Annotated in this window: 16 protein-coding genes; 4 read left to right on the top strand and 12 right to left on the bottom strand. The window is 66.5% G+C overall.

Annotated features, from left to right (window positions below):
• Positions 1–11: 11 nt before the first annotated feature.
• From JOF56_RS48155 to JOF56_RS48115, 9 genes are all read right to left on the bottom strand, one after another.
• On the bottom strand, positions 12–962 hold the full coding sequence (locus tag JOF56_RS48155; protein ID WP_209646182.1) for a DDE-type integrase/transposase/recombinase: 951 nt from the start codon (positions 960–962) through the stop codon (positions 12–14).
• Between the two features lie 4 nt (positions 963–966).
• Positions 967–1,206, bottom strand: coding sequence for a hypothetical protein (locus JOF56_RS59035; protein ID WP_245378714.1), 240 nt, complete (start codon positions 1,204–1,206; stop codon positions 967–969).
• A 98-nt stretch (positions 1,207–1,304) separates the two neighbouring features.
• Positions 1,305–2,027, bottom strand: a complete 723-nt coding sequence (locus JOF56_RS48145) for an IclR family transcriptional regulator (protein ID WP_245378713.1) — start codon at positions 2,025–2,027, stop codon at positions 1,305–1,307.
• A gap of 474 nt (positions 2,028–2,501) precedes the next feature.
• Positions 2,502–3,929 carry an MFS transporter gene (locus JOF56_RS48140; protein ID WP_209646180.1) on the bottom strand — a complete coding sequence of 476 codons (1,428 nt, stop codon included), beginning with the start codon at positions 3,927–3,929 and terminating at the stop codon, positions 2,502–2,504.
• 4 nt (positions 3,930–3,933) lie between these two features.
• Complete coding sequence (locus tag JOF56_RS48135; protein WP_209646179.1) at positions 3,934–5,142, bottom strand: cytochrome P450; 1,209 nt, start codon at positions 5,140–5,142, stop codon at positions 3,934–3,936.
• Between the two features lie 133 nt (positions 5,143–5,275).
• On the bottom strand, positions 5,276–6,250 hold the full coding sequence (locus JOF56_RS48130; RefSeq protein WP_209646178.1) for an SDR family NAD(P)-dependent oxidoreductase: 975 nt from the start codon (positions 6,248–6,250) through the stop codon (positions 5,276–5,278).
• Positions 6,251–6,279: 29 nt separating this feature from the next.
• Positions 6,280–7,497 (bottom strand): cytochrome P450, encoded by a 1,218-nt coding sequence (locus JOF56_RS48125; protein ID WP_209646177.1) that lies wholly within the window; start codon positions 7,495–7,497, stop codon positions 6,280–6,282.
• Positions 7,498–7,512: 15 nt separating this feature from the next.
• Positions 7,513–8,715 (bottom strand): NAD(P)/FAD-dependent oxidoreductase, encoded by a 1,203-nt coding sequence (locus JOF56_RS48120; RefSeq protein WP_209646176.1) that lies wholly within the window; start codon positions 8,713–8,715, stop codon positions 7,513–7,515.
• Complete coding sequence (locus JOF56_RS48115) at positions 8,712–8,909, bottom strand: ferredoxin (RefSeq protein WP_209646175.1); 198 nt, start codon at positions 8,907–8,909, stop codon at positions 8,712–8,714. The genes JOF56_RS48120 and JOF56_RS48115 overlap by 4 nt, the downstream gene beginning before the upstream one ends.
• A 101-nt stretch (positions 8,910–9,010) precedes the next feature.
• Here JOF56_RS48115 and JOF56_RS48110 point away from each other — a divergent pair, with 101 nt between their 5' ends.
• The 4 genes from JOF56_RS48110 (at position 9,011) to JOF56_RS59030 (ending at position 12,500) form a co-directional block, all read left to right on the top strand.
• Entirely contained in the window at positions 9,011–9,640 is a 630-nt protein-coding gene (locus JOF56_RS48110) for a TetR/AcrR family transcriptional regulator (RefSeq protein WP_209646174.1), read from the top strand.
• Between the two features lie 408 nt (positions 9,641–10,048).
• Positions 10,049–10,708 (top strand): DedA family protein, encoded by a 660-nt coding sequence (locus JOF56_RS48105; RefSeq protein ID WP_209646173.1) that lies wholly within the window; start codon positions 10,049–10,051, stop codon positions 10,706–10,708.
• 94 nt (positions 10,709–10,802) lie between these two features.
• On the top strand, positions 10,803–11,294 hold the full coding sequence (locus JOF56_RS48100; protein ID WP_209646172.1) for a carotenoid oxygenase family protein: 492 nt from the start codon (positions 10,803–10,805) through the stop codon (positions 11,292–11,294).
• 51 nt (positions 11,295–11,345) lie between these two features.
• Positions 11,346–12,500: an integrase core domain-containing protein gene (locus JOF56_RS59030; protein ID WP_307855600.1), complete on the top strand. Its 1,155-nt coding sequence runs from the start codon at positions 11,346–11,348 to the stop codon at positions 12,498–12,500.
• Here JOF56_RS59030 and JOF56_RS48085 read toward each other — a convergent pair.
• From JOF56_RS48085 to JOF56_RS48075, 3 genes are all read right to left on the bottom strand, one after another.
• Entirely contained in the window at positions 12,475–13,281 is an 807-nt protein-coding gene (locus tag JOF56_RS48085; protein WP_209646171.1) for an SAM-dependent methyltransferase, read from the bottom strand. The two genes, JOF56_RS59030 and JOF56_RS48085, sit on opposite strands and share 26 nt — an antisense overlap.
• 172 nt (positions 13,282–13,453) lie before the next feature.
• A complete protein-coding gene (locus tag JOF56_RS48080) occupies positions 13,454–14,209 on the bottom strand; it encodes a peptidoglycan-binding protein (RefSeq protein ID WP_209646170.1) in 756 nt (251 codons plus the stop codon).
• A gap of 10 nt (positions 14,210–14,219) precedes the next feature.
• Positions 14,220–16,115 (bottom strand): hypothetical protein, encoded by a 1,896-nt coding sequence (locus tag JOF56_RS48075; RefSeq protein WP_209646169.1) that lies wholly within the window; start codon positions 16,113–16,115, stop codon positions 14,220–14,222.
• Between the last annotated feature and the right edge of the window lie 435 nt (positions 16,116–16,550).

Here is a 16,550-nt window from a genome sequence, read left to right as displayed (position 1 = left end):
GCGTGCCGACGTCATCGTATGTAGCGTCTGACCAGCACGGATAAGGTTTTCGGCGAGCGCAGGGCGTGCGTCTCGTTGACGATCAGAACGTGGTCGCAGAGCTCGGTGCGGAGGGTTCTGATGACTCGTTCGCAGTGTGCATTCATCCGCGGCGTCTGGGGTGCGGTGGTCACGATGTCCATGTCTTCGGCCTGGAAGACGGCGTCGAACGCCGGAGAGTACTTTCCGTCTCGGTCGCGAAGCAGGAATCGGAATGAGTGTGTGCCGAACTGGGCGGTGAGGTTGCGGGCTTGTTGTGTCGTCCATTCCTGGGTCGGGTGTTCGGTGACGCTGGCGATGTGGAGCCGCCGCGTGTCGTGCTCGAGGAAGACCAGGGCATAGAGGCGTGTGCCGAGTGCAGTGTCGACGTGGAAGAAGTCCGCGGCGATGACGCCGCGGGCCTGGTTGGCGAGGAACTGCTTCCAGGTGGGGCCGGCTCGACGTGGGGCGGGATCGATGCCGGACGAGTTGAGGATCTTCCAGACGGTCGACGCGGCGATCCGATGCCCGAGCCGAGCCAGTTCTCCCTGGATTCTTCGGTGTCCCCAGCGCGGGTTGTCGTGAGCCAAGCGAAGGACAAGCTGCGTGATCGCAGCGTGAGTGGTCGGTCGTCCGCTCGGACGTCGGCGCGTGCTGTAGTCCCATTTCCATGCGATGAACGTGCGGTGCCAGGCCAGGATTGTCGCGGGTTGAACCGGGAAGACGTTGTGCCAGCGGCGTCGGGGCAGCAGTGAAGACAGTGCGGTGAACCAGAGCCGATCTGCTTGTTCGTAGCGGACGGGGCCGGTGATCTGGCGGCGGAGGACGGCGTTCTCGTGCCGGAGCACGAGCAGTTCTGCGTCCTTGGTGGTGTCACGGCGCAGCAGCACAGCGGGGACAGACAGCAGTCGTCGGGTCAGTTGGTACAGCAGCGACACGATCACCGGATCATGATCCCAACGGCTTGACTGTGGCACCTGACCAGGCGCGATGACTTTTCGAGCGGTACAGGGTCAGCCCATTTGGCAACACCAGGTCGATGTGAGCGCCCGGTGTCCAATCCGGCATTCGCCGCCCTTCCCGATGTGCCAGCGTCAGAGACACCACACCGTCGGCGACGACCGTCTTGGCCGTGACGACCAATTCGACGTTCCTTGCCACCGCCATAGGGATCGCTGCCATGATCATCGGAGCTCCTCAAGGTCTGTCAGGAGCCTGAGAATGACCGGGCCATGGCGGGGATCACCACTGGCTTCTCATTCAATGAGAGACGCGCGCCCTTTGTGTCAACCGCCGCGCATGGAGCGGGAGATGCCGCGGGCCGTGGCCAGCAGCGCGGGAATCTGCATGCGGGCGGCGTCATCGTTGGGTACCACCACGCCCAACGCTGCCACGGTGCGGCCGCTCAGACCGCGCAGCGGGACGGCGATGCCGGTAGCGCTCTCGTCGATGAAGCCGGCGCAGAACGCGTAGCCGTTGCGACGGGTCTCGGCCAGGAGAACGCGCAGTGCTTTCGGCTCGGTCACGGTATTCGGGGTGAAGGCCCGCAGCGGGCCGGCCAGGACCGACTCCTGTAGTTCGCTTGCGCCGCAAGCCAACAGCACCAGCCCCGACGAGGAGGCGTGTATCGGCAGCCGCCCGGCGATGCGGGTCACGTTGACCACCGCTCCCGGTGCCGACAGCCGCTCGACGAACAGCACCTCATGGTCCTGCAGCACACCCAGCTGAACATGGTGGCCGACGACGGCGTGCAGGGCCTCTATGAACGGCATCGCGGCCTCACGCAATCCCAGGGTGGGGGAGGCTCGTGAGGCCAGTTCCCACATCCGGACCCCGATCCGTACCCGCTTGCTCGCGTCCCTGCGCAACCAGCCGTAGGACACCAGCTCGTTGATCAACCGCGAGGCTGTCGCCACCGGCAGCCCTGCCCTCCTCGCCAACTCCGACACCGTCAAGGCCGGAGTGTCCACACCGAACACCTCGAAGAGCCGCACAGCACGCGAGAGCATTGACTCACCACTCGATGACCGCGCCATACCGCACAGTGTGCGCCAAATTCGAAGTCGACGAACGACAACCGGGCAAATACGCCGGACACCCCGAAGACGATCTACGGCCGCGAGAACGCCATCACACCCGGCTGCCGACCCGAGCAACCACAACAGCTGTGATTCGCCGACGTACGTTGTGGTGTGGGAGATCAACCCCGTCTCGCGGGTACCTGTGGGGAGATCAACGCGGAGATCGTCGTGTCGACCCTCGCGTTCGCGTTCGCGGTCGGGACGGCGTTGGCGTTGTTGGTGTTCGCGTTGGTGGGGCGACGGGTGCCCGAGCGGGTCGCGGTGTTTCGCAGGCACAGGCGTAAGGTCAGGATCGCCGACGAGGTCGTGATGATCGTGCTAGCGGGCGCGCTCGCGTGGAATCTGACCTCCGCGCCACAGCGGGCACTACCGGACTACACCGGTCTCTGTGGGTGGCCAATGTCAGTGTTCCTTGGGGTGACGTCGGCCGGTGGGGAGGGTGAGGGCGGCGAGGATGGCAATGGTGAGTACGCCCGCGCAGATCCAGAAACCGTAGGTGAACCCGGCCTCCGCGGGGACGTGGTGGGTCGTGGTGGCGGCGAGGACGGCGGCGAGCACAGCGGTGCCGATGCTGCCGCCGATGGTGCGGGCGAGGGTGTTCATGCTGGTGGCGACGCTGGTCTGGGACGGCGGGACGGTGGCGAGGATGGCGTTGGTCATGGCGGCGGAGGCCAGGCCGAGCCCGATACCCATCAGGGTGACCCCGGTCAGCACCTGCCACGCCGCGTGGTGCGCGACGGCGAGCAGTACGAAAGACGCCGTGGCCATGACGGTGCCGATGACCAGCGGGAGTTTGGCGCCGAAACGCCGGTCCAGGGCGCCGGACAGTGGGGCGAAGACGACCATGGCGACGGTCGCGGGCAGCAGGAACAGACCGGCCTCGCTGACGGTTCTGCCCAGGCCATAGCCGGTGGTGGTGGGGAGTTGGAGCAGGAGTGGTGTGAGCAGGAACGAGCCGAACGAGGCGACGCCGAAGGCGGTGCCGGTGATGAGGGTGGTCCACACGCCGCGGCTGGTGAGCATGCGCATGTCGACCAGCGGCGCGCGGACCCGCAGTTCGACCACGACCCATGCGGTGAGCGCGACTGCCGCGCCGCCGAAGAGGCCGAGTGTCAGCCCGCTGGCCCAGCCCCAGCTGCTGCCCTTGCTGAGCGCCAGCAGCAGGCACACCAGTCCGATTGACAGCAGCAGTGCGCCGGGTACGTCGACCCGGCTGCGGGCGCGTACGGGGGATTCCGGTACGCCCAAGGCGATGCCCACGCCCGCGAGGACGATCATGATGAGGGGGATCCAGAACAACCAGTGCCAGTCCAGGGTGGTCACGATCGGTCCGGCCAGCACCGCGCCGAGACCACCGCCGGCGCCGAGCAGCGCCGACAGCAGGCCGACTGCGACGCCGACGCGGTTGGCCGGTAGTTCGTCGCGGACGATGCCGAACGCCAGCGGCAGGACCGCGCCCCCCGCTCCTTGCAGGACTCGGCCGATCACGAGGACGGCCAGGTTCCCGGCGAGTGCGGCGACCAGAGCCCCGGTGGCAAGCACACCGAGGACGATGAGAAGTATCCGGCGCCGGCCGAACATGTCGCCGAGCCGGCCCGCGATGGGGGTCGCGACGGCGGCGGTCAACAGGTAGGCGGTCACCAGCCAGCTGATCTCGGCGGTCGAGACGTTCAGTTCACCGGCGATGACCGGCAGGGCCGGGGCGACGAGCGATTGCAACATCGCGAACACCAGCCCGGCCAGCGCCAGGACGCTGAACACCAGTGCCGGCTTCGCTCGCCGCGGCACCAGCGGGGTCGGCTCGTGGTGGAGTGTTGTGTCGGTTTGCATCGGTTCACCAGGTGACGGGGAGTGCGTGCACGCCGTAGGCGGACATGTCGTGCCGGAACTTGATGTCCTCGAACGGGATCGCGAGCCGGAGGCCGGGCAGTCTTCGCAACAGGGCCGGCAGCGCGATCTGTAGTTCCGCGCGTGCCAGTTGCTGCCCGAGGCACTGGTGCGGGCCGTGACCGAAAGCCAGGTGCCCCCGGGTATTGCGGGTGATATCGAGGACGTCGGGATGATCGAGGAAAGCGGGGTCCCGGTTGGTGGCGGGGAGATTAACGGTCAGCAGGTCGCCCGCCCGGACTTGGTGGCCGCCGATGGTGAGGTCCTCGGTGGCGACGCGGTGGATCTTGTCCTGGACGATGGTCAGGTAACACAGCAATTCCTCGACGGCGTTGGCCATCACGCCCTCGTCGTCGGTGTCGCGGATGCGGGCGGCCTGCTCAGGGTTTTCCAGCAGGGCCAGGGTGGACAGGCCGATCATGTTGGCGGTGGTCTCGTGCCCGGCGAACAGCAGGATCATGCTGTTCATGGCCGTTTCCTCGCGGCTGAGCTCACCGGTGGCGACGCGGTCGGTGAGCAGGCGGCTGATGAGGTCGTCGCCCGGGTTCTTTTCCTTGTGTGTCACCAGGTCGAGCAGGTAACCGAAGAGTGCCTTGTGTGCGGCGGCCTTCTTGTCGGCGGTGGCGGTGACGGAGATCAAGGTGTTGCTGTGGCTCTGGAAGAGCGCGTGGTCGTCGTAGGGGACGCCGAGCAGGAGTGAGATCACCAGCGACGGGACGGGCAGCGCATACGCGCGAACGAGGTCTGCCGGCGCCCCGGTGCCGATCATCTCGTCGAGGAAGCCATTGGCGAGCTCTTCGATGTGCGAGCGCATCGCTGTGACTCGTTTGACGGTGAAGTCACCGGCGAGCATGCGCCGCACTGCGGCGTGGTCGGCGCCATCCATCCGTGGGAACGCCGCTGGTACGCCTTCGGCGTTCGTCCGCAGCGCTGGAAACCGGCGGGCGTCAGCGCTGATCCGCGGATCGGCGAGAACCGCGCGGACGTCCTCGTAGCGGCTCACCACCCATGCGGTGCCGCCGTTGTGCAGCCTGACCTGTTGCAGACCGTCGGCCTGGCGCCAGGCCGTGTATTGCTCGGACGGGTCGAACGGGCAGCGCCGGGAGCGTGCTGCTGGGAAGACAGGCAGATCGGTTTGGTCGGTTGGGATACTCATGAGAACAAGGCCTCCACAGCGAGATGAGCTGCTACCAGCGGACGTTGTGTTCTTGACTCCGGCTGCTGAGATCGCGGCGCATGTTCCCGGCAGGGCCGATGCGAAGTCGCCGGCCCTGCCGGGCGCGAAATGCCTACTCCGTGACCAGTTGCGGCTGGGCCGCGATGGTGCGCAGCAACTGCGCCATCTCCTCGCCGGGATTGGCGGGGATCGTGTAGCCGGTCTCGTCGCGGATCTCGGAGAGGTGATCCCGAACGTCCTCAATAGACAATTGTGGGTGGTAGTAGCCCTCGGTTCGTCCGGTGAAAAACCGGGCGACCTGGCCGGCACCGGCGGTGTAGATCTCTCCAGTGACCGGGCAGTCCTCGTGAGCGAGGAAGGCCACCACGGGGGAAACCAGTGCGGGGTCGAGCTTGTCGACAACGGCGTTCATCATGGCCATGGTGGCGGGGGCGAGGCGAGGGCCGGAGCCGTCGTCGGCGTCGCGCAGGGAGTGGGTGAGCATCCGGGTGGCGGCGATCGGGGCGATGGCGTTGACCTTGATGTTGTGCTCGGCACCCTCCATGGCGAGGACCCGGGTGAGGCCGGCTACTGCTCCCTTGGCGGCGCCGTAGTTGCTTTTGTTTGTGCCGCCCAGCAAACCGACAGCGGAGGTTGTGTTGACCACGCGGCCGTAGCCCTGCTTGCGCATGGCGTGCCAGGCGGGCCGGGTCACGTGGAACAGGGCCTTGACGTGTACGTCGAGGACCGGGTCCAGCAATTCGGGAGTGACGTCCTCGAACAGCGCGTCCCGCAGGATGCCCGCGTTGTTGACGAGAATGTCGACGCGGCCGTAGGTGCTGAGCGCGGCGTTGACGAGCGCCTCGCCGCCTTCCGGAGTGGCGACGTTGCTGGTGTTGGCGACCGCGTCACCGCCGAGCTCGCGGATCTCGCGCGCGACGGCCACAGCAGGAGCGGCGTCCGAGCCGTCGCCGGAAAGCGAGCCGCCGATGTCGTTGACGATCACTTTGGCACCACGGGAGGCCAGTAGCAACGCGTGGTGTTTGCCGAGCCCGCCGCCCGCTCCGGTGACGATGGCGACTTTGTCGTCGAACCTGAGGTTGGTCATGGTGTCTTGTCCTTTCGCGGTCGTCGGGTTCACCAGGTGACGGGCAGTTCGTGGACGCCGTAGATGCTCATGTCGCTACGGAAGCGCAGGTCCTCCAAGGGCACCGCGAGCTTCAGCCCAGGGAGACGGCGCAGCAGGAGGGGCAGGGCGATCTGGAGTTCGGCGCGGGCGAGGGTCTGGCCGATGCACTGGTGCACGCCGTAGCCGAAGGCGATGTGCCCGCGTGCCGGGCGGTCGAGATCGAGGATCTCCGGCCGGTCGGTGAACGTGGGGTCCCAGTTGCCGGCAGGCAGGTTCATGATCAGACCCTCACCGGCGCGGACGAGCTGCCCGCCGATCTCGACGTCCTCTTTGGCCACCCGGGCGACCAGGCTGTGCACGACTGTGAGATAACGCAACAGTTCCTCGACGGCGTTCGCGATCACGCTCTCATCGTCGGTGTCCCGGACCGTGGCTGCCGCGTCGGGATTCTCCAGCAGCGCCGCTGTTCCGAGGGCGATCATGTTGGCGGTGGTCTCATGTCCGGCGAAGAGCAGGATCTGACCGTTCATCGCGGCTGTCTCGCGGCTGAGCTCACCGGTCTGGACGTGCTCGCGGATGAGGCGGCTGATCAGATCGTCGCCCGGTTCCTTCTCCTTGCGGGCCACCAGTTCCATCAGGTAGCCAAAGAACTCCCGGGAGGCTTTCGCCTTCTCCTCCCGCGAGACGGTGACCTTCATCAGAGTGGCGCTGATCGTCTGGAAGAACTCGTGGTCGGCGTAGGGCACCCCGAGCAGCAGGGAGATCACCAACGAGGGAATGGGCAGTGCATAGTCGGTGACGAGGTCGGCCGGCTGTCCTTTGGCGATCATCTTGTCGATGAAGTCGTTGGCCATGTCCTCGATCTGCGGGCGCATCGCGTTGATCCGCTTGACCGTGAAGTCCTTGGTGAGCATGCGGCGCAGCCGTGCGTGCTCCGGGTCGTCCATCCTAGGAAAGGTCTCCGGCGCGTTGGGCCCTTCGTGATTCCCGTGACCTTGCAAGATGCCAAGGACTTCCGCGCTGATCCGTGGATCGGTCATGGCGGTCTTGATGTCCTCGTACCGGTTCACGGCCCAGACCGTGTGGCCGTTCCAGTTCACCCGCCGCAGGCCTTCCTCCTCGCGCCACTGTGCGTACTCGGCAGGCGGGTTGAACGGGCAACGCGCGGAACGTTCGCCAGGAAGAACCGGCAGTTCTGTGGTGTCGTTCGTGGTAGCAGCACTCATGAGAACCTCCTGAAGTTATGCGGCGGTCGTGTTGGTGATGGCGGTGGTCCATGGCGTGGCGGCGGCGATGAGCGCACGCCAGGCGCGGAGGATCTTGGGTGGTTTGCCGGCGGCGAGGACGCCGACGAGGCGATCGCCTGTGCGGTAGGCGACGAGGAGTTGCCGGCCGGTCAGGTCGCTGTCAAGAACGAGCGTCTCGTCGTGGTCGCGGAGATGTCCGTAGGCCTGGACCTTGATGTCGTACTGGTCGGACCAGAAGTAGGGAACCGGCGCGAAGGGGCGCCGTTGGTCGGGATCGAGCAAGTTGCGGGCCACGGCCATGGCTTGTTCGGCGGCGTTGGTGCGGTGCTCGACGCGCATCGCCGTGCCGAACAAGGGGTTGTGCCAGCGCGCCACGTCACCGACTCCGTACACGTCGGGCGCGGCAGCGCAGTACTCGTCGCAGACGAGTCCGTTGTGGATGGTCAGTCCGCTGCCGGTCAGCCATTCGGTGTTGGGCACGGAACCGACGGCCACCAGCACGTCGTCAGCCGGTAGCACGGTCCCGTCGACCAGCCGCACCCCGGCCACCTCGCCGCTGGCGTGGACGATGTCGGCGACCGCGGTATTGGTGCGGACCTGAACGCCGTGCTCGTGGTGCAGGTTGGTCAGGAACCTGCCCGCCGCCTCGCCGACAGCCAGCGCCAGCGGCACTGGGCCCGACTCCACCAAGGTCACGTCCATTCCGAGGCCGCGGGCGGTGGCGGCCACCTCGGCGCCGACGAAGCCCGCGCCCACGATCACCAGACGCCGCCCCGGCCGCAGCCGTTGCTTCAGCGTCAGCGCGTCGGGCAGGGTGCGCAGCGTGTGCACCCCGGGGACGTCGTCGGTGCCGGGCAGGCGGTGGGCACGGACACCGGTCGCGACGATCAGGGCGTCGTAGGACACACAGGTGCCGTCAGCCAGCCTCACCACTCGTCGCCCGGTGTCCAGCCCAGTCGCCGGGACACCAAGCCGCAGCTCCAGCCCCAGTGCGTCGATGTCAGTCGCCGAGCGCAGAGCGAGCCGGTCCGGCGTCCACTGCCCGGCCAGTAACTGCTTGGACAGCGGCGGCCGGTCGTAGGGCAGCTGCAGTTCGTCACTGACGAGCGTGATCGCGCCTCCGTATCCGGCCCGGCGCAACGTTTCTGCCGCAGTCAGACCTCCGGCCGACGCGCCGACGATCGTGATCCGGTTCATGACTCGGCCAGGCGAATCGCTGCGGCCGGGCACACCATGGCCGACTCGCGGACCGCGTCGTACGATTCCGGCCTGGGTGTCTCATCAAGCAACACCACGATGCCGTCCTCGTCACGCTGGTCGAACACCTCGGGCGCGAGCAACACGCACTGACCGGCGGCCACGCACTTGTCGGCCTCAGCGCTCACCTTCATCTGGGTAGCCTCCTCACGCGTTAAACGACATATGCGTGTCGTTTCCTCTGGGGCGAACGTAGCACAGGTGACATGGCCGTGTCAGTTGGTAGGCTTTACCGGTGGTCAGCAACGTTGAACGACACCCACGGGCGGATGCCGTGCGCAACGCCGAGCGAATCCTGCGCACCGCGCGTGCGGCCTTCGCCGACGATGGCCCGGACGTGTCGCTCGATGAGATCGCCCGCCGCGCCGGGGTTGGCCTTAGGACACTCCACCGCCATTTCCCGCAAAAAGGCGATCTCGTCCGGGCCATCCTCGACCGGAGCGTTGCTGAGGACCTTGCTCCCGCGATCGAACGCGCACTCGCTGCAGAGGACCCGCTGCGAGGCCTCACCGCGTTGATGGAAACCGCCGTGGCCATGGTGGCTCGCGAGCAGAACACCATCGCCGCTGCACGGAATGCCGGCTCGCTGACCGCCGACCTCTCCACGTCGTACTTCGAGGCGCTGACCCGGCTCGCTCAGCGAGCCCAGCAGGCAGGCATGCTGCGAGCCGACCTCGTGCCCGGAGACCTGCCCAGGATCATGGCCATGCTCGTCAGCGTGCTGTGGAGCATGACCCCGGACAGCGAGGGCTGGCGCCGCTACCTGGGGTTTGTCCTCGATGGACTGTCGCCCGTCGGTGCGACCACGCAGCCTGCGGCGGTGCCCTTGCTGAAGTCGCGACGATCGGGCGACGGGCTTCTCTGACCTCGGCGTCCACCCACCCGGTAGAACACCGGTTCGCGCCGGGCGGCATGGCTATGTTTCCGGCTGCGACCTTACGGATCGCGATCCGCTGTCGGCGGCCTCGCCACAACCTTGAAATCCCGCGGCGACTCCGGTGTCAACCGGAATCCCAGGCGTCGCATGGGGTTGTTGTCCATGATGGGTGCTGTCGCGATGTTCAGCTCCGGCCAGTGCGGCGGCGTGACCTTCCGTGCGGCGGGATGAGGGACGTCGTCGTCGCCACTCAGGTCGATACATCACGCCTCGTGGCGAAGTGCTGGCGACTAGTAACCAACTTCAGGGTCGATCTCAGGGCAAACCCTGATGCGGCCCTCTGTAATCGACACAACCATGTCAGTTAGATACGCAATCTGCATGGGAGTGTTACTTATGTCGTTCGTCTCTAATGTGCTGGACTGGTTGCAGGCGTTGCCGCAACCCGCGCTGGTAGCGGGCAACGGGCTGGTCGCGTTCGGCGAGGCCATCATCGGCGTTGGGTTCTTTCTCCCGGGTGAGGCGGCCCAGCTGCTCGCCGCGGCCAGCGTCAACTCGGTGCCGGAGTTCCTGATCCTGTGGGCGGTGGCCACGGTCTGCTCGGTCGCGGGCAACACGGTCGGGTTCGTGATCGGGCGCCGTGTCGGCCCGGCGTTGCGTGAGACCAAGCTCATCAGGAAACACGGCGGGGAAGGCTGGGACAAGGCCACGAGCCTGCTCCGGAAACACGGCACCTGGGCGGTGTTCATCGGTCGATTGATCCCGCTCGTGCGTAGCTTCGTGCCCGCGGTGGCCGGTGGGGCAGGCATGTCCTACCGCATGTTCCTGCCCGCGGTGGCGGCAGGCGCGGCCGCATCAACAGCAGTGACCCTTCTGGTCGGTGTCGCGATTGCCGCGGGCCTGAAAAGCGCCAACGACGTGCTCCTCATCGTCATCCTCGGGTTGCTGCTGGCTCTCGTGGCTACTTTCGTAATCCGCAAGCGCCGCAAGCAAGCCAAGGCCAAGAACGCGGCTGCGGGCCAGGACCCGGATCCGGAGCTCGAGGCAGCCCGCTGACCGGCACCACGACTTTCAAAGGTGGACAGAGCCAAGGACAAACACGAGCTATCGCGAGAGTCCGTTCCTGACCGGGCATCACTGTCCTAATCGGATGGAGGTGGACGCGCCGGACCTGTTCGTCGAGGGTGAGCTGCCGGCGGACCTGGCGGGTGTGTTTTACCGTAACGGTGCGGAACCGCTGTATCCACCGACCGACGAGGACTACCACTGGTTCGACGGCGACGGCATGGTGTACGCCTTCTTCATCGAGGACGGCCGGGTGTCGATGCGCAACCGGTGGGTGCGCACCGACAAGCTGCTGCTGGAGATGACGGAGAAGCGGCGATTGTTCGGCGTGTTCGGCAATCCCGCGACCACCGATCCGCTCGCGCACGGCACGCGCTACAACACCGCGAACACCAACATCATCCTGCGCGGCGGGAAACTGCTCGCGCTGATGGAGGGCGCGCCACCGGTCGAGCTCGACCCGCGCAGCCTCGACACGATCGGCGAGGAGCACTACGGCGGCGTGATCACCACGACGTTCTCGGCGCTGCGCTTGCCGAAAATCTCATCCGTGCTGGTCAGATACTGTACACGGTGAATCAGCAGCGTCCACTTACCGTTCGGCGGTCCTACGGCAGGATGACCGGCCGTGCTGCTGCGACTGGCCTACCTCGGCCTGACCAACACCTTCGCCATGCTTCGCCTGATCCCAGTGAGCAACCGGGACAAAGACATCGAGATCCTCGCGTTGCGCCACCAGATCGGAGTACTGCAACGGCAACTCGGCGACACCAGGGTGCGGTTCAGCCCGGCTGACCGGGCGTTACTCGCCGCGCTCCTGCACCGACTACCACGCCACCTCTTGCGCAGGCTCCACCTGTTGGTACGCCCGGATACGATCCTGCGCTGGCACCGCGACCTGCTCCGCCGACGCCACGCCAGGATGTCGCGACCGAAACGACCGGGCCGACCGCGCACCCTCCGGTCTATTCGAGTCCTGGTCCTGCGCCTGGCCAAGGAGAACCCGAGCTGGGGCTATCGCCGGATCCACGGCGAACTCCTCGTTCTCGGCGTCAAGGTCGCCGCATCTACCGTGTGGCAGGTTCTCGCTGACGCCGGCATCGATCCCGCTCCCGAACGCTCGTCGAGCACCTGGACCCAGTTTCTCCGCTCCCAAGCCGAGGTCCTCCTGGCCTGCGACTTCTTCGAAACCGTCACCCTCACCGGCGCACGCATGTACGTGCTGGCCGTGATCGAACACGCCCACCGCAGGATCCGCGTCCTCGGCGTGACACCACATCCGACCGCGGCATGGGTGACCCAGGCAGCGCGCAACCTCGTCATGGACCTCGAGGACGCCGGCTATCGAGCGCGATTCCTGATCCGCGACAGAGACGGCAAATTCCCGCACCTGTTCGACGTCATCCTCGCCGACGCCGGCATCCAGGTCATCTTGAGCGGCATCCAGATGCCCAGGATGAACTCGATCGTCGAACGCTGGGTGCAGAGCTGCCGCCACGAACTGCTTGACCGCACTTTGATCTGGAACCAGCAACACCTGCTCCACGCACTCCGCGAATACGAGCGGCACTACAACAACCACCGGCCACACCAAGGCATCGCCAACGCCCGACCACTCCAAACACTGCCATCACCGATCACCGATCCAGCGCACATCACAACTCGACATCCGCCGACGCTCAAGTTTGGGCGGCCTCCTGAACGAGTACCACCATGCCGCCTGGCCTGGATGGACGACATTTTCGGCAAGCGCAGGGTCAGTCTTTGCGTGCGACGCCGCTGAGTATCCACCGGGGTGTGCCGGTGTCGCGCTCGGTTGACGGTAACGGGCGCCAGTCCTGGGCGACGACCAAGCCGGGGTCGATCAGAGTGAGACCGTCGAAGAAGACGCGGATCTGTTCGCGGGAACGCAAGCCGTTGCCGGTCCGGTTCGTGAAGCTGCGGTAGAGCTCCTGCGCCTGGCTGAGCTCCGACATCCGGTTGTCGGTGGAGGCGTGCGAGATGACGAGGTAGCTGCCGCGGGGCAGCGCGTCGCGCAGGGTGCGAACCGCGTCGAACGGCTGGTCCTCCTCGGGCAGGAAATGCAGTACGCCGACCAGAATGACCGCGATCGGCTGGTCGAAGTCGATCAGGCGCCGCAGATCCGGGTCGTCCAGCAGGGCTTCGGGGCGGCGCAGGTCCGCGTCGACCACGACGGTCTGCGGGGTGTCGGCGAGCAGGGCCCGGGCGTGTGCGAGGACCGTGGGGTCGTTGTCGACGTAAACCACAACGTGGGAATCAGGCCAGACCGTCTGAACGACCTCGTGCACGTTGTTGCGAGTGGGTAGTCCGGTGCCGATGTCGATGAACTGCCGGATGCCCTGCCGTGCGACGAACCGCACGGCTCGCCCGAGGAACGCCCGGTTCGCCCTGGCCATGTCCGGTGTTTCCGGCGCGAGCTGGAGGATCTGCTCGGCGACCTTGCGGTCGCAGGCGAAGTTGTCCTTGCCGCCGAGGAAGTAGTCGTAAATGCGCGCGATATGCGGTGTTTCATCCTCGAAGTCCGGTAGGCGTTCCTCGCGCATGGCGGTCACAGTACTCCTTCGAGGTACGGCGATGGCCCGAGGACAGTTTGCTGACATACTTGCAAATGCTTTCTTCTTGGGCGCCGTCCGGTCATCCCGGATCTGGTCACCTGCCTGACCATTCATGGGATGGGAGGTTGATTCAACCATTCTGCAGGCGAGTGGGAGAAATTCAGATGACCCCGTTGTGCCAGGACCATGCGGCTGGCGCTCTGTGGCTGTACTCGGCGCGGCTGTCACAGTGCAACCAGGATTGGACATACGAGCCAAGGCCGGAGAAGCCACAGCTTTGCGCCGCTTGGTAGACAGCGTAGGTGGTCAGGCTGGCCACGGCGATGTCGGCAGTGCCGCCGTAGGTGTGCGTGCTGTCGTCCGGGCCACGCAGCCGTGCTCGGTGATCGGAGCTGTGGAAGCCGTCGCGCACCTCGGTCTCGCGCCCGTCAAGCTTGTGCCGCAACGCTTCCAGTTTGTACATCAGCCGGCGCACGTTCTCCCGCACGGTGGCCTCATCCACCGTGCCTCCGGCGAATCCGCTGCCGTCCGGGGAGGCGAACTGGGACCACTCGAAGTGGGCTGTCGATCCGTCCGCGGTGGCCATGGCGCTCAGCCGGCCATGCGTCGCCTGATCGACCACCCCGCTGGCGGGCAGCCCGTGCGCTTGCTGGAAGCGGCGCACCGCCGCTTCGGTTGGCGCGTCGAAGTACCCGCTGACGTCCAGGAAGGCCTGCCGGGAACCGTCAGACGCCCAGCCTGCGACCCGGATCTGCAATTCCCGGACGTCCGCACCGGACATGCCGGCGCGCAGGTCCCGCGCCACCGCCGCATGGGTGGCGCCGGTGCTCACCAGGCCGGCACCGACGGAGACGATGGTCAGAGCGCGCAGCACTGTGCGGCGCGGGTACGACGATCTCTGTTCGTGGTCAGGCATGCCCGGCTCCTCACCCGAAGCAGTTGGCGAAGGCCAACCGCTGCCAGCCGACGTTCTCGGCGACGTTCGGCCCGCCGGATTGGGGAAGGTGGAGATCTTCCAGGCGAACGGTGTTGCGGTTGAACCCCGTCGTCGTCCACTGCCCGCCAGCGGCATAACCGACCGCGCCGTTATTCCTCAGGCGCACCGCCTTGGCGGCATCGTTGCGCACGTCCACCAGAACCGCAGTGCGCTGGCTGGCCGGTACCGCGCTGTTGATGAACGTGCAGTTCTCCACCAGGCAACCGTCGCCCGTCGCCAGATCCGGCACCACGGACGCCCCGACGCGCACGCCCGGCCCGTGCACAGCGTTGAACACGCAGTCCAGCACCTCGATCGTGCCGTCGATGCTCACCACCAGCCCGACGCAGTCCCGGTTCTTGCCGTCCGGGTGCAGGTTGGCGAACGGCCGCTCATTGCCATTGAATCGGCTGGGATAGTTGGGAACCCCGTCCGGCGCGGCCGGAATCATCTGCTGTCCATAGTGGAACTCGAGGCCGACGACCCGCACGTTGCCGGTGATCTGGGACGGCGTGCGCTGGCCGTAGACCCGGCCGCTGAGCGTGCAGTTGCGGACCCGGTTGCTGTCGCCGTTGATGCCGAACGCCCGCTGGTACTGCATTCCACCGAGGTAGACGCTGAAGTCCCGCTCCACTGTCAGGCCGTCGAGGATCACGCCGGCGGCGGGGTTCGCCCGGCCGATCGCGGTGTGACCGGGATCGCGGACGTAGCACAGCTCGCCGGTACCACTGGTTCGCCCTCGTATCAGTAACCCGGTGACTCGCGCGTTGCCGGCGATGCGCAGCGCGTCGGACCCGCCGGTGTTGTGCGCGTTGTCGATCTCGTAGTACGGCTTGCCGACCACACGCATGTCCCACCGCGGCGACACCTCGATCGCGGTGAACGTGTCGGCGGCGGAATGCGCCCGCAAGTCGACCACCGGCAGATACGGGGTCATCACGTCGACACGGGCCTCGAACCGGCCGCGGGCGCAACCACCCCGGATCTTGAACGCGCCGTACCCGCCGCCGATCGCCTTGATCGTCTCGTCGACGTGCCAGTCGCTGGACTCCTGGATGGTCAGCAGCCCGAGGTCGAGCACGCCGGTCGCACCCGCCGACCACTGGGTCAGCAGCGTGATCCCGCCCCACACCGTGGACGACGCGGGGTTTCCCTTGGGGCTGAACACGAACAGCCGGCCACCGATCGGCGTCGGCACCGGGTCGGCGTCGTCGTCCTCCTGCCACACCTCTGGCGGCGTGAGCTGCGTCCAGGTATGCGTGTCGTCCAGTCCCAGCGTGGCGAAGCTGCGGGCCTCCCAGATCTCGTTGTACGGGTCGTAGGCCGACGGGACGGCGGTCACGCTCCCGATGGTCAGTGGACGGCCACCCCGCCACACCCGGATCACCCGGTAGAGCGGCTGGTTCACCCCGGCGACATTGCGGGTGGTCACCCAGATTCCGGTCGGCTGCCCCGCGTTTGTCCCGCCGTTGTCGCGGATGTTCGGGCAGCCGGCCGTGCTCGCGTTGTAGTCGCTGGCTCCGCTCAGGAAGACCTGGGCGAAGTCACTCGGCTGATTGAGTACGTCCAGATCGGTGAAGTGCCACGGCAGGTTCGGGTCCCGCGCGGTCATCGACCAGCCGTCCGGAACATTGCTGTTGGTGCCGATTCCCTTGCCCAGTTGCTGCCCGAAGTTCGCCTGGCGGGCCATGATGAACTGCCCGATCACGAATCTGACCGTGTCCGGCGCGGTGATTCCCGACGCCAGCGCCCGCGCCCGCGTGAACGTCCGCACCCGGGTGTTCCAGGTTTTGCCGTCCGCCGTATCGACACCATCACCGCTGACGAAAATGTCCGTGACTGCCACGGCGACCTCCCGCTGCGCGATTCCCCAGCAGCGGCAACGTATCCCCGCGCCCGACCACGACGCCATACGTCCGGACGAGCGCGCCGGGCGCCCACTCCCACCATCATCAACCACTGATCGACTGGGGTCGGCTGAGATGGCCGGACCCGCTTCATCAGCGCCTAAACCTCATTGATCTGTGTTCATTCTCACGCCCGCACCTAGGGGTGGCCTGGCGGCACGGCCCAACGAGACCGCGTAGCCGGACTGACGACGGTGTCCTGGGGGTGGTTTATCGCCAACAAAGTCCGTAACTTTCCATCTTGTGTCCGTCTGCGGAGACAACATCGCCGAAGCCGGCACACACCCCATCAGATAGCCAGCTCACACCCCCACCAACGGGTGCGCCACGAGTCCGGACTCTCGCGCGCCATGCGCTCGACGAGTTCGCGCCAC

This window comes from Kibdelosporangium banguiense, assembly GCF_017876405.1.
Lineage (GTDB): Bacteria > Actinomycetota > Actinomycetes > Mycobacteriales > Pseudonocardiaceae > Kibdelosporangium > Kibdelosporangium banguiense.
This window is presented reverse-complemented; position numbering and strand designations above follow the sequence as displayed.

Excerpts from the sequence above, each read along its gene's own strand:
- JOF56_RS59035 (WP_245378714.1), bottom strand. The coding sequence starts at position 1,206 with ATGATCATGGCAGCGATCCCTATGGCGGTGGCAAGGAACGTCGAATTG.
- JOF56_RS48145 (WP_245378713.1), bottom strand. The coding sequence starts at position 2,027 with ATGCTCTCGCGTGCTGTGCGGCTCTTCGAGGTGTTCGGTGTGGACACT.
- JOF56_RS48140 (WP_209646180.1), bottom strand. The coding sequence starts at position 3,929 with ATGCAAACCGACACAACACTCCACCACGAGCCGACCCCGCTGGTGCCG.
- JOF56_RS48135 (WP_209646179.1), bottom strand. The coding sequence starts at position 5,142 with ATGAGTATCCCAACCGACCAAACCGATCTGCCTGTCTTCCCAGCAGCA.
- JOF56_RS48130 (WP_209646178.1), bottom strand. The coding sequence starts at position 6,250 with ATGACCAACCTCAGGTTCGACGACAAAGTCGCCATCGTCACCGGAGCG.
- JOF56_RS48125 (WP_209646177.1), bottom strand. The coding sequence starts at position 7,497 with ATGAGTGCTGCTACCACGAACGACACCACAGAACTGCCGGTTCTTCCT.
- JOF56_RS48120 (WP_209646176.1), bottom strand. The coding sequence starts at position 8,715 with ATGAACCGGATCACGATCGTCGGCGCGTCGGCCGGAGGTCTGACTGCG.
- JOF56_RS48115 (WP_209646175.1), bottom strand. The coding sequence starts at position 8,909 with ATGAAGGTGAGCGCTGAGGCCGACAAGTGCGTGGCCGCCGGTCAGTGC.
- JOF56_RS48105 (WP_209646173.1), top strand. The coding sequence starts at position 10,049 with ATGTCGTTCGTCTCTAATGTGCTGGACTGGTTGCAGGCGTTGCCGCAA.
- JOF56_RS48100 (WP_209646172.1), top strand. The coding sequence starts at position 10,803 with ATGGAGGTGGACGCGCCGGACCTGTTCGTCGAGGGTGAGCTGCCGGCG.
- JOF56_RS48085 (WP_209646171.1), bottom strand. The coding sequence starts at position 13,281 with ATGCGCGAGGAACGCCTACCGGACTTCGAGGATGAAACACCGCATATC.
- JOF56_RS48080 (WP_209646170.1), bottom strand. The coding sequence starts at position 14,209 with ATGCCTGACCACGAACAGAGATCGTCGTACCCGCGCCGCACAGTGCTG.